The sequence below is a fragment of the Flavobacterium chilense genome, assembly GCF_001602525.1.
Taxonomy (GTDB): domain Bacteria; phylum Bacteroidota; class Bacteroidia; order Flavobacteriales; family Flavobacteriaceae; genus Flavobacterium; species Flavobacterium chilense.
In genome coordinates this window covers 112,844-125,883 of sequence record NZ_LSYT01000010.1, presented here as the reverse complement: position 1 = coordinate 125,883, position 13,040 = coordinate 112,844, and the positions used below count along the sequence as shown (strand labels likewise).

Annotated in this window: 12 protein-coding genes and 1 pseudogene; 2 read left to right on the top strand and 11 right to left on the bottom strand. The window is 32.7% G+C overall.

Annotated elements, in window-relative coordinates:
• Positions 1–88: 88 nt before the first annotated feature.
• The gene (locus A4F88_RS21095; RefSeq protein ID WP_068844748.1) at positions 89–565 is read left to right on the top strand and encodes a TspO/MBR family protein; all 477 of its coding nucleotides are present in this window, start codon (positions 89–91) and stop codon (positions 563–565) included.
• A 50-nt stretch (positions 566–615) separates the two neighbouring features.
• A complete protein-coding gene (locus A4F88_RS21090) occupies positions 616–1,593 on the top strand; it encodes a tetratricopeptide repeat protein (RefSeq protein ID WP_068844747.1) in 978 nt (325 codons plus the stop codon).
• Here A4F88_RS21090 and A4F88_RS21085 read toward each other — a convergent pair.
• From A4F88_RS21085 to A4F88_RS21035, 11 genes and pseudogenes are all read right to left on the bottom strand, one after another.
• A complete protein-coding gene (locus A4F88_RS21085; RefSeq protein ID WP_068844746.1) occupies positions 1,577–2,311 on the bottom strand; it encodes a hypothetical protein in 735 nt (244 codons plus the stop codon). The genes A4F88_RS21090 and A4F88_RS21085 overlap by 17 nt on opposite strands.
• 83 nt (positions 2,312–2,394) lie before the next feature.
• Positions 2,395–3,063, bottom strand: a complete 669-nt coding sequence (locus A4F88_RS21080; protein WP_068844745.1) for an MBL fold metallo-hydrolase — start codon at positions 3,061–3,063, stop codon at positions 2,395–2,397.
• A 60-nt stretch (positions 3,064–3,123) separates the two neighbouring features.
• On the bottom strand, positions 3,124–3,696 hold the full coding sequence (locus tag A4F88_RS21075) for a Crp/Fnr family transcriptional regulator (protein ID WP_068844744.1): 573 nt from the start codon (positions 3,694–3,696) through the stop codon (positions 3,124–3,126).
• 3 nt (positions 3,697–3,699) lie between these two features.
• Positions 3,700–4,347 (bottom strand): HAD family hydrolase, encoded by a 648-nt coding sequence (locus A4F88_RS21070; protein WP_068844743.1) that lies wholly within the window; start codon positions 4,345–4,347, stop codon positions 3,700–3,702.
• Positions 4,348–4,353: 6 nt separating this feature from the next.
• Positions 4,354–5,562, bottom strand: coding sequence for a BaiN/RdsA family NAD(P)/FAD-dependent oxidoreductase (locus A4F88_RS21065; protein ID WP_068844742.1), 1,209 nt, complete (start codon positions 5,560–5,562; stop codon positions 4,354–4,356).
• An 86-nt stretch (positions 5,563–5,648) separates the two neighbouring features.
• Complete coding sequence (locus A4F88_RS21060) at positions 5,649–6,296, bottom strand: HNH endonuclease (RefSeq protein ID WP_068844741.1); 648 nt, start codon at positions 6,294–6,296, stop codon at positions 5,649–5,651.
• The gene (locus A4F88_RS21055) at positions 6,297–7,598 is read right to left on the bottom strand and encodes an AAA family ATPase (protein ID WP_068844740.1); all 1,302 of its coding nucleotides are present in this window, start codon (positions 7,596–7,598) and stop codon (positions 6,297–6,299) included.
• Positions 7,599–7,834: 236 nt separating this feature from the next.
• Positions 7,835–8,512 carry a glycerophosphodiester phosphodiesterase gene (locus tag A4F88_RS21050; RefSeq protein ID WP_068844739.1) on the bottom strand — a complete coding sequence of 226 codons (678 nt, stop codon included), beginning with the start codon at positions 8,510–8,512 and terminating at the stop codon, positions 7,835–7,837.
• A gap of 178 nt (positions 8,513–8,690) precedes the next feature.
• Positions 8,691–10,357 (bottom strand): annotated as a pseudogene (locus A4F88_RS21045) (alpha-amylase family glycosyl hydrolase).
• Between the two features lie 108 nt (positions 10,358–10,465).
• Positions 10,466–12,343, bottom strand: a complete 1,878-nt coding sequence (locus A4F88_RS21040; RefSeq protein ID WP_068844738.1) for a glycoside hydrolase family 13 protein — start codon at positions 12,341–12,343, stop codon at positions 10,466–10,468.
• A gap of 26 nt (positions 12,344–12,369) precedes the next feature.
• Positions 12,370–12,912 (bottom strand): hypothetical protein, encoded by a 543-nt coding sequence (locus tag A4F88_RS21035; protein WP_068844737.1) that lies wholly within the window; start codon positions 12,910–12,912, stop codon positions 12,370–12,372.
• Positions 12,913–13,040: the final 128 nt, after the last annotated feature.

Below are 13,040 nucleotides of genomic sequence, written 5' to 3'. Positions count from 1 at the left end.
TATAAGTAGGGTTTCCCAAAATGAACTTATATGACTTATATGGTGAAACGTTTTCTTTTGACTATTTTTGACTACAAAATTTGATAAAATGAACAAGTTAACTAAGATCGCCATAGCTTTAATCGTTTGTTTGGCAGTAGGATATTCTGCCAGTACAGTAACAAGACCAAGTGTTGAAAGCTGGTATCCAACGCTTATAAAACCAAGTTTTAATCCGCCAAACTGGATTTTCATGCCGGTTTGGACTGTGCTTTATATTTTTATGGCTGTCGCTGCGGGATTAGTCTGGGATAAAATAAAAGAACAAAATGAAGAAGTAAAAAAAGCTTTGGGTTTCTTTTTGATTCAGCTAACCTTAAATGCAATATGGTCTTACATATTCTTCGGATTAAAAAATCCTCTTTTAGCTTTAATAGAAATTGCTCTTTTATGGCTATTTATTTATGAAACGTATTTGAAGTTTTTAAAAATCAATAAAACTGCAGGTTATTTATTGATTCCATATATGGCGTGGGTTGGATTTGCAGCTGTTTTAAATGCTAGTATTTGGTGGTTAAATAAATAGTTTCAGGTTTTTCTTTGTTTCAGGTTTAATCCTTTACGTAAAATTCTTTTATGAATAAATTGAAGTTTTTTGTTGTTGTTTTGGTTTTAATCACTTTTAAAACTTTTGCTTGTTTGAATGGTGAAACTAAAATTTTGAAAAATGGAGCTTATGCTTATATTGATTACAGGGGGCTGGTTCCTCATGGTCATAATTTTTTTACTCGTGATTATCCTAAAATTATAAAAGAACTTGACAGTGCATATAATAAAACAAAAGATATAGATTATTTGTCGGATAAAGGGTATCTTTTAATCGTTCAAAAAAAATATGTTGAAGCTTTAAATTTGTATTTGAATATTGAAAAAACAAATCCCAATAGATATTCAACAGCTTCTAATCTTGGAACTCTTTATGAATTGATGGGTGACAATAAAAAAGCATATACCTGGATTAAAAAATCTATTGAAATCAATCCTAAATCTCATAATGGTTCTGAATGGCTTCATTTAAAAATATTAGAAGCAAAAATTAAAAATTTAAAAGATGTATCTGGTGAGTTTTTAATTAATACAAGTTTTGGAAATATAGGCCTCCCTCAAACGAAATTATCAAATGAAGAAGTTGACAAATTAGCAAAAGCGGTCTATTTTCAAGTAAATGAGAGAATGTCATTTATTGAACCTAAAGATAAAATTATTTCAATTCTACTTTTCGAGCTAGGAAATCTTGTGGAGCTTAAAGGAGAACATAAAAACGCTATTCGAGTTTTTAAACTTGCGAGAGTATATGGCTATGAAGACGATCTGCTCATTTCGAGAATTATCAACACTGCTATAAGTGACTATGCATATGATCTTCAGAAAAGCAGGAGTTATAGCAGGCAAATTAAAGCTGTGAGAGAAAATAACAAATCAATTGATTATTATGTTTATCAAATTGAAACAAGTTTAATAATCATATCAATAATTGCTGTTATATTATTAATTGCTTTTATCGTGTTTCTTATAAAATGGAAAAACCTGAAAAAATCTATTTCAGTTTCTTAAATTCTTCATTTTTAGTATACAAAAAATCCATTGTAGTTAATATATTATTGTTTTGTAAAAGGTTTTTAGATCTTGGATCAGCATCACAGAAATCCAGAAATAGTTCAACCTCTTCAGATGACAATTTTAAATCCTTGGTGTAAAAAGTGGAAGGAATTGATGCTCCTACGAGTTTCTTAAAACTGCTATCTTCTGTTTTCTTTTTGAGATCTTCTTTCTTGTCGTTTTTAAATAAGTTTAAAATTCCAGTTCCCATTCGGGCAAAGTCCATTCCATTTGTGATTGTTCCATCATAAACGCCAGTATATTTTTGCAAAGATGCGGCATCTTTTGTGAACTTTATTGTGTCAATATCATTTTGGGAAATTTTAAATGACTGAAGTTTCATATTGGTTATTACAACTTCGTCTAATTCCTCTGGTCTTGGAATCATGTTTACAACAATATTATTTTTGTCAATATTTTCCGGAGCTATTTTTAATCTTGTAAAAAAGTGATCCTTATGAAAAAACAGCAAACTATCTTTAGGTTTAACCATAATTGAAAAGTCTCCTAAATAATCTGTTGTAGTGCTGGTCATGGCTGTTTTATTGATAACCTCTACTTTTGTAAGAGGGAAATTGTTAGACAGCACTTTTCCGTGAAGTAACTTCTCTGTTTGAGAAATAGTAAGCTGATAAGTGAAAAAAGAAATCGTTGTAAGTAGTTTTACCTTCATTTAATAGTTTTTTAACTGAAGGTAAAATTATTAGAATTGTCTTAACGAAAACTTACAAAACCTGTAAATTCTTGTTAATTATATTATTGGATACTTTTAGCAAACATCTCAAATTCTCCGTTATTTAATAAAACAGGCCCATGACCAAAACAAAGTATTTTAGGTTTTAAAGAAGCCAGTTTTTGAATTGATTGTCTATTTGTTTTCTGATTTGTTGTAAATAAATGAGGAGGTTCATGCAGACCAACTTTTGTAGTCAACAAATTCATGTTGGTCATCACATCACCTACAATTAATAGACCGTCTTTTTCTCTGAAAAAAGACAAATGTCCGCTTGAATGTCCTGGGGTTTCAATTACAATAAATCCACCAATTTGATCGCCTTCTTTTAAGGTTTGAGAAACGGTATATCCTTTTCCTGCCCAGAAGTTTTTCTGAAACTTCGAAATGAGATGATTAGGATTTGGATATTCTGTAATTACATTTCCGTTTTCTGCGAATTCTTTTTCAGGCTCACTGCATAAAAGCGGAATATTTAAAGTTTCGCAGATTACTTTGCTGCTTCCCTGATGGTCGGCGTGGGCGTGCGTTAAGACATGTTTATTTACCGTTTTGTCTTTTAAAGCTTTTAAAATGGTATTTGAAGAACTCCGAATTCCGGCATCAATTAAAACATCTTCAATCAAATAACAATTGATAGCATTTCTTGGGAATAAAGGTATTTGATAAACGTCTTTGGCAATAGTTTTCATTTTCTTGAATTTTATATTGGCAAAGATTTGAAATCTGTTTTTCAACTCACTTGATAAATGTTAAGAAATGTCCTGACGGATTCTGCTCAACGATTCTGGCGTAATTCCCAGAAAAGAAGCGATATAAATTAAAGGCGTTCGCTGAATTATTTTGGCTGGAGCCGAAGCTAAAAAAGTCTGGTATTTTTCTTTTGCCGGAATCATTTGGAGTTTTAAAACGCGATCAGCCATACACAGATAATTCTGTTCTGCTAAAATTCTTCCAACACGTTCCCAATTCGGAATTTCGTTATATAAAAACTGCATTTTTTTGAAAGTAATCGAAAGCACTTCGCAATCTTCAATACATTGAATATTTTCAAAAGAAACAGATTGGTTGATGAAACTGGAATAAGAAGCAATAAAACCTTCATCAGAGCTTAAATAAGTCGTAATTTCTTTTCCGTCTTTGAGATAATAAACTCTTGCTAAACCTTCAACAATAAAGAAAATCTTGGTGCTTATTTTTCCCATCGACGAAAGGTATTCTCTAGCATTAAACTTTTCGTATTCAAAACAAGAAGCAATTGTTTCAATTTCATTTTCAGAAAACGAAGCGATTGATAGGATTTGTTTTTGTAACTCAGCATTCACGATTTACAATATTTCGATTAATTCCGAAGCATTGTTTATAACCGCTTTTGCACCGCTGTTTTTCAATTCTTCTTCGGTTCTGTAGCCCCAAGCAACGCCAACAGGAAACATATTAGCGTTTACTGCCGTTTTCATATCAATATCAGAATCGCCTACAAACAGGATTTCTTCTGGTTTTAAATTCCATTTTTTACTGATTTCAATCGCTTCAAAAGGATTTGGTTTTTTCAGTTCTTCTGTACTCAATCCAACCGCTGTGTCAAATTGTTTTGGAAACAATTCATAAGCTATTTTCTTCGTCAATTCATCCGCTTTGTTAGAGAAAACAGCCATTTTGATGTTTTGCGAAGTCAGATTTTCTAGCAATTCTACAATACCTTCATAAGGTTTTGTTTTCAGCGTACAGATTTTAGTGTATTCATCGACCATACATTCAAAACAACTTTCGATTTCATCATCAGAATTGTTTGTAGCAGGTAAAGCTTTACTTACCAGATTTCGTAAACCACTCCCAATAAAATATTGATAAGTGTCGTAAGTATGTGTAGGATAATTTAAAGCGGTAAGTACTTTATTCATCGCATCTGAGATGTCTTCTAAAGAATTGACTAAAGTTCCGTCTAAATCAAAAATAATTCCTTTAAATTTCATGTTGTATTAAATATTTTGAGCCAGAATAAATCCGCTTGTCCAGGCATTCTGAAAATTAAATCCGCCTGTAATAGCGTCGATGTTTACAATTTCACCAGCAAAATAAAGGTTTTCGTGAATTTTACTTTCCATGGTTTTGAAGTTGATTTCCTTTAAATCGATTCCACCAGCCGTTACAAACTCTTCTTTAAAAGTACTTTTTCCGTTGACTTTAAATTCTGCTTTTGTTAATTGTGAAGCAAGGTTCTGCAATTGAATTTTAGATAAATCTGCCCATTTGGTTTCTGAATCTATTCCCGAAGCCAAAACCAAACTTTCCCATAAACGATTCGGAAAGTCAAAAGGAGATTTCTTAGAAACGGCTTTTTTAGCGTGTTCTTGTTTTAATTCTTTTAGGATTTTTTCGGCATCTTCAAAATCAACATCATTTAACCAATTGACAAAAATGGTAAACTGATAGTTCTTGTCATGCAAAATACGTGCGCCCCAAGCCGAAAGCTTCAGAATTGCAGGACCGCTCATTCCCCAATGGGTAATTAATAAAGGTCCTGTCGATTCTAGTTTGGTATCTTTTACATGAACAGTAACTTGTGCAGCAACGCCTGGCAATTCTTTAATTCGAGAATCTTTGATATTGAAAGTAAATAGAGAAGGAACAGGGCTTATAATGGCGTGTCCTTGTTCCTGAAGCATTTCCCAAATTTTTGGATTACTTCCCGTTGCCATTACTAATTTTTCGGTAGCATAATTATCAGTTTGTGTATCAATTTTCCAATGATTTTCTTTTTTGAAAATGGATTGTACGCTTTGTCCTGTCAATACTTTTATGCCTAATTTCTCAGTTGCTTTTAAGAAACAATCAATTATGGTTTGTGATGAATTCGAAACGGGAAACATTCTGCCGTCTTCTTCGATTTTTAATTCTACGCCATGTTTTTCGAACCATTCGATTGTATCTCCTGAACAGAATTGATGAAACGGACCTCGAAGTTCTTTTTCGCCGCGAGGATAAAATTTTACTAATTCATTAGGTTCAAAACAGGCGTGTGTTACGTTGCATCTTCCGCCTCCGGAAACACGCACTTTAGAAAGCACTTCTTTTCCTCTTTCTAAAATGGCAATTTTTAGTTTCGGATTTTTCTCTGCAATATTAATTGCGGTAAAAAAACCAGCTGCGCCTCCGCCAACGATGATTATGTCGAAATTTTTGATCATATTTTTTTGTTAGCCACGAATTTGACGTTTTTATCCTTTAGTTGAAGTTATAAAAGACACTATTTTTTAAGTATTTTTGATAGTTACTATTGATTAAAAAAAGCCAAATTTGTGCCTGAAAAATTATCAATTAATGCTTTCTGAACTATAGGGAAATTTTTAAATGTGTTCATCCAGATAGACCAAAATCCAACATTTTTTGATAAGTCAACGATTGTTTCAATATCACATTTATTATCAGTATATTTTTTTAAATATTTCTGACTTAATTCCCATGATTGCTTTCTTTCTTGCCAACGGTCATCTTTGGTGCTGTATTTAGGACTTCCAGGACGTCTGTCTAATCCTACTAAATCAATCAATTGTATAACTTTTGTTCTTAAAGGATCACTGACTTCGTCTTTAATCTTAATGTATCCACTTTCTAAATATTCAAATGGGGAAAAAGTATCTTGTAAATGAGGTAATATAATATTTTCAAAGATTATTTCTGTTGTGCCTTTGATAGAATTACAATTTTTGCAAGCCAATAGGAAATTACTCCACAAGAACTCTTTGTCTCTATGGGTATCTTTATATTCTATATGTTCAACATCTAAAGAGGAACTAAAACCTTCTCTTTCACAAAATGAGCAGTATTTACCAATTGCATCAATTAAAAAAGGTTTTGCATTACCATACGGTTTATACTCAATTTGATTTGTAGTATATCTTAATTTATTTACTGGTCTCATTTAAGGAAGTTCAGTTTTACGTTCAGCTTGCATTAATGCCACATAAACAGGGTCATCATTAAATTCAAGTTCTAAAGAATCTAATTCTTCTTTTAAGCGTTGCGTTGTTTGATCGTTTTCTGAATTTTTACCTTCCTCGATTAAATTGAAATATTGTGAAGCTACTTCTTGAAAATGAATAAATTTTTGACTTCTTTGAACGTTCACAACATCCATATCTTGCTCCGCTATTTCTTCAATACTCTTTGTAAACGGATCTTCATTAATAAATTCAACATCTAAGCTAATTACTTCTTCTCTTTTTAAAGATTGTACTATAAAAGGTGAATGTGTAGTAACAATAAATTGAATTTTAGGAAAAGTTCGCTTTAAATCTTCTACAATATGACGTTGCCATTTTGGATGTAAATGCATATCTAATTCGTCAATTAATACAATTCCTTCTGTTTCCAAAACGGCTCTTTCTCCTAAATGAGGATTTAATTTAATCGCTCGATATGCAATATCTGCAGTCAAACTAATAATTCCTTTATAACCATCACTTAAACTGCGAAGTTGTATCCATTTTCCATCTTTGTTTTCTCCCAAAATATCATCTAATCCCCAATGGAAATGGATTTTATTCCAATCCTTAACCATTGAAGTTATTGCCCTTGTAAAGGCATCGTATAATGCTCTATCTTTGTTGAATTTTAATATATTATCTTCATAGGTTTTAAACCAATTTAAAAATTTTTGATCAATGGAGCGAGGATCCAAGCATGCATAATATCCGTCCAATCTGGAACCTATTTTTTCATATTCAATTTTCTTTTCTGTTTTTGATTTTTCGTAAATTTGTCCCCATAATCTTCCTGTTGTATGATTGGCAAATAGAGGAAAATTGATGTCATTTCTTAAGCCATCTATTATTTCTCGTCCATATTTTTTTAATTGAGAAGCATCTCTAACTGTAAACTGTTTGGCGCCTATATTTTGTTCCCTTTTCCATGTAATGCAATCATTGATTGCGTCAATACAAAATGTACCGCTTACAACAACATTGGAAAGTTCTATGTTATCATCAGAAACTATTATTTTTCGTATTTCATCTTTAAGTAAAGGTCTTGATTTTGTCCCTTTTAATCCAAAAGATGCAGAAGTGTTCATTAAAAATGTACCTAATCCAATTGAAATTGCATCAAGAATTGAAGATTTCCCGGCTCCATTTTCCCCTATTAAAACGTTAAACTGTTCATTGAATATTAAATCAATTGATTCAATTCCTTTAAAGTTTTTTATGTGAATATCTTTTATTTTCATTTTGATAAAAAAATTAACTTAGTAAATATAATTAAAAACCAAAGAAGATTTGATAAGCTTTAATCTCTTTAGGTTTAATTCCTCGAAGCTCTACTTCGAAGAAAAAATAATTTCCAATTAATACCTCGTGGACTCTGCACCGAGGTAGTTTATTTGATATTGTTTTCGAATTGATATATTATGAAATAATTTTTATTTTTATTAAAAAAAAGAATATTATTTTCTGAAGAATCAAATTAAATATGATCTGGATTATCAGAGATAATTCCGTTTACTTTATAACTTTTTACTTTTTGAATATCTTCTTTAGAGTTTACTGTCCAGGGTAAAACTAAGAATCCTTTTTCCTGCATTTGATGAACATTTTCTTCATTCAATAAATTAAAATCAGGATTAATGGCTTTTGCTTTTATAGTTTCGGCGAAAGCCAAAGCAGTATCAAGATTTTCTTCTGTTAAAACACCAATTGGGATATTTGGATTTAGGCTTGATGTTTCCTCCAGCATATTCCAATCGAAACTTGAAATAATAAAATGATTATAATTCCAGTTTTTTTCTGAGATATATTGTTCAATTAAATTGACAACTTTAGGGGCGGTTCCTAACCCTTTTAATTCGATATTGATGAGACATTTTTTATCAACCAGATCAAAAACCTCATTTAAAGTTGGGATTTGATATTTCTCATCAATCAGAAATGATTTTAATTCAGCTAAAGAATAATCATTAACTAAACCTTTACCGTTAGTGGTTCTGTCGATGGTTTCGTCATGAATTACTATAATATGTCCGTCAGCGCTTAGATGAACATCAAGTTCAATTCCGTCTGAATTTAGGTCTAAGGCTTTTTGGAAAGCTTGCAAAGTATTTTCAGGTTCGTAGGCTTTGGCGCCTCGATGTGCAATCTTCAGCATTTGTTGTGAGTTTAACCGCAAAGGTCGCAAAGTTTTACACAAGGTGCACAAATAATTTGTGAAATTAAATAGCCACGAATTCACGAATTTTTTATTCTCAAAGATTGTAGAAAAATAATTCGTGAATTGCTTCGCCTATTCGCTATCGCTCGGGTCGTGGCTAAAAAAATCTTTGCGGTTAAATTAGTTCCAGTAAAACAATATCAAAATCATTGTCAATAATTACTTTACCATCAATAACTTCCACGTCTTGATTGGAATAGGTGTCTTTTAATTTAGTTCCGTTTGGGAAGATGTCGCCAACGGGAAGTTCTTTTCTGCCTTTTGGTAAATCTACACCCATAACAACTTTATCTGTAAAAGCGCCTTTGGTAAAGGTTCTTGAAAAAGTATAAGGATACGGATTAATTAATTTATGAATACCAGCTCCAACCGCAGGATGATTTCTTCTAAATTGTCCTAATTTCTGCCAATGCAGAAGTGTTTTCTGCGTTTCAGGATTGTTTTGAATAACATCCCAATTCATATTCGAGCGTAAAGTGGCATCGCCCTGAGTTCCTTCAATAACTAGGGATCGCGCCAATTCATCACCATAATAAACCTGAGACATTCCCGGAGAAAGCAATAATTTAGTTCCTGCTTCAATACCTTTTGTTCGATTAGCATCAAAAGGCTGTCCGTCGTCGTGAGAAGACATATAATTAAGGACGGAATATCCTTTTAAATCATTATTCAGCGCATTCGAATATTTAGAAAATAAACCTTCGTAATCGTTTTGAGCGCATTCCATTTAAATTCAAAATTGATCATACTGTTAAAACCATTTTGGAAATAATTTACTTTTCGATCTCCAAAATCATAATCCTGTCCGCCACTGATTCCGTAACCGTAAACTTCGGCAATGGTGTAAAACGGATTTTGATCTAAGACTTCCAGCGGATGATGTTTTTTCCAGGTTTCGAATGCGTAATCACATTGTGTTTTAAAATCAGCCCAAACGCCTTCTTCGGTATGTTTTACCGTATCGGCACGATAACCGTCAATTCCGAATTCCAGAATGTAATCTGTAAGCCATTTTATGATGTAATATTTTGGGCTTCTTGGGTATCCTGTTCTTTTGAAAAATTCATCCAGTGAAGCAATTTCTTTTTCGTAACGAGCTTCTTTTTTCCATTTTTCGATTAAAAAAGGAGGCAATTCTACATTTTGAGTGCTTTCGGTTTTTACGTCTGGAAGATTTTCAACCAAAGTACACATAGTAGAATTTTCGAAAGATTTATAATCGCAGACAATACCAGTTCTCACCCAGTCAGAAGGCCAAACGGGATCTTCCGGAGTTACGGGTCCTGTATGATTAATTACGCCGTCAAGAATTATTCTGATACCTTTCTCGTGGGCTTTTTTGACCAGATTGGCTAAGTCTTCTTTGGTTCCGAAATTTGGATCGAGAGCCGTCCAGTCTTTTGCCCAATAACCGTGAAAGCCATAACTCAATCCAGTTCCTTCATCAACGCCATCGTGAATCTGCTCGACAATCGGCGTAAGCCAAATGGCATTTATTCCTAATTTTTCAAAATATCCGGATTCGATTTTTTGGGTAATTCCGATGATGTCACCGCCTTCAAAACCGCGTAATTTTCCCGGGGTTTTGGTTCGGTTGAAATTGATGTCGTTTGAAGTGTCTCCATTATAAAAACGATCTGTAAGTAAAAAATAAACATTTGCTCCTTCCCAAACGAAAGGTGTTTTCGAAGTATTTTCGTTATTCATTGTAACTGATTTTGAGCCAGAACAACTCATGATTAAGTATACTAAAGATAGAGAAAGGAAAGTGTATTTTTTCATAATATTGTCTATAAATTTCCGCCACGAATTCACGAATTATTTTTTTACAATCTTTTACAATAAAAATTCGTGAATTCGTGGCGGAAAAAAATTAAACGTATTTCGTTTTTATTCCAGTTCTAAAACCAAAGCTGATTTTGGTTCTAAAGTAATTTCAGTAGCTAAATCGAATGTTTTTCCTGAAATAACATCTTTTCCTAGTTTAAAGTTTTTGATGTTTTCTTTAAAACGGTTTGTTTTTACAACCTGCTCTTTTGCATTGTTGTTGAAGATTACCATTACGGTTTTTGCATCTGTATATCTAAAATATACATACGTATTGTTTTCCGGAATGTAATGTGTCATTTTTCCGAAATGAACCGCTTCATTTGTTTTTCTCCAGTTGAATAATTTCGAACTGAAATCAAAGTAAGCTGCTTGTTCAGGAGTTCTCCCTTCTTTTGTAAAAGCATTGTTTTTGTCGCCAGCCCATCCGCCCGGGAAATCCTGACGAATATCGGCATCATCTCCTTTGCCTTTGTCACCACCCATTCCAATCTCTGAACCGTAATAAATCTGTGGAATTCCGCGAACCGTTGCCAACAAAGTCATCGCCAGTTTGTATTTTGGTAAATCATATTTAAAGTTATGATTCATACGGTCTGTGTCATGATTTTCGGCAAAAACTAAAATATTATTGGTGTTTGGATATAAAAAATCCATTGCAAAATTGTTGTAGAATTTAATCAATCCGTTATCCCAGCTTGGCTCATTTTCACTAAAAGCAGAAGCAATCTGACTTTGAAGCGTAAAATCCATCACACTTGGAAGATTTGAATTATAGTTTTCAATGGCACCAATTTTACTGTCTTTCTGCCAAAAAGCTAAATTCGCCTGATTGTGCATCCAGATTTCACCTACGATATTGAAGTTCGGATATTCGTTTGTAATTGATTTTGCCCAATTTGCCATTGCTTTTTGATCCGAATAATTATACGTATCCACTCTAAATCCGTCAAGATTGGCAAATTCAATCCACCAGATTGCATTTTGAGTCAGGTATTTTGCAACAAGAGGATTTCTTAAATTTAAATCTGGCATTGAAGGTACAAACCATCCATCAACACAAACTTCCTGATCGATTTTTGAAGCGTGAATATCTGTAATTACTTCACGACGGTGATGTGTCTGTGTGAAAGTTTCGAATTGATTGAACCATGTTTTGGTTGGGATATCTTTCATCATCCAGTGTGTAATTCCCCAGTGATTCGTCACGTAATCCATAACCAATTTCATGTTCTTTTTGTGCATTTCTGCAGATAGACGTGCGTAATCGTCATTAGTTCCGTAACGTGGATCTATTTTGTAAACATCAGATTGTCCGTAAGTATGGTACGAATGCTGTTTATCGTTGTCTTCGCATAAAGGTGTGCTCCAAATAGTCGTCGCACCAAGAGACGAAATATAGTCTAAGTTTTTAATGATTCCTTCGATATCTCCTCCGTGGCGTCCGCTTGGATCCTGGCGGTTTCCTTTTTCAGTTAAAGAAGCGTCGCTGTCGTTTTTCGGATTTCCGTTAGCAAAACGATCCGGCATGATTAAGTAAATCAAATCCGATGCATCGTAGCTTTTTCTGTCGGCAGAATTTGCTCTTCTTTCTTTAAGTGAATATTTCTGTGTAAAAGCTACTTTGTTTTTGTTTTTGAAAGAGAAAATCAATTCAGAAGCTTTGATGTCTTTTGTATCAATTGTTACAAAAAGGTAATTTGGATTCTCTGTTTTTTCGACGTTTTTAATCACCACATTATTTGAAACCGAAGTTTCGTATTGTGCAATGTTTTTTCCGTAGAACATAATCTGCAGTTCCGAATTTTTCATTCCGGCGTACCAAAATGGCGGTTCTACTTTTTGAATTTGCGCTTTCGCGGAAGCGGAAAACAAGAGAACCAAAAGGATTAGTTTATAGAATGTGTGATTTATATTAAAATATGCCTTTTTGATGTTCATAATTTGAATTTTAAATTAATGAAAATTTAATTATTGTTTTTTTGAATTAGAGGTGGTGGAGGTGGCGGAAAAACGGATTCTGAAGTTTTATAAATAAGATGTTTTTTAGTCTCCTTTAAGATGAGGTTTTTCTTGATCTTGTTTATCCATCTCGCAATTGAATCAATCTCTTTTGGAGTTTCATGGCTATGTGCAAATATTGTTTTGCTTTTAGTGTCTTTTTTTATAGCAATTGCATAGCAACTTCCATCAAGATAATTTTCGTAATATTCTGATTTGTATTTGAATAGATTGACTTTTTCTATGTAGTTATATAGTTTTAGTTTTTCTTCAGGATTTATAATTCCATAATATTGTGTTTTGCTTTTTGGGTCAGAAATACTGTCGCCAAAGTCTTTTACAATCCATTCTTGATATATATAAACAGTATCATTGTCGGTGAATTTTAGAGAATAAAGTTCGCTAAATGTTCCTCCATAAGAATATTCTAAAGAATCGAATGTTTTTTCATTTTTAGTACAATTCAAAAGAAGTAAACTTAGAAGAATAGGTATTGTAGTTTTTTTCATTGTCTCTGCAGTAATATAGTTGACATCGATTTTCTGCAAGATTTACAAAACCTTGTAGGAGTATAGTTTAAACCATATAAGAAATGTAAGAACATTTAAGACAAAAACTGGGGAGATTTCTATTTAAA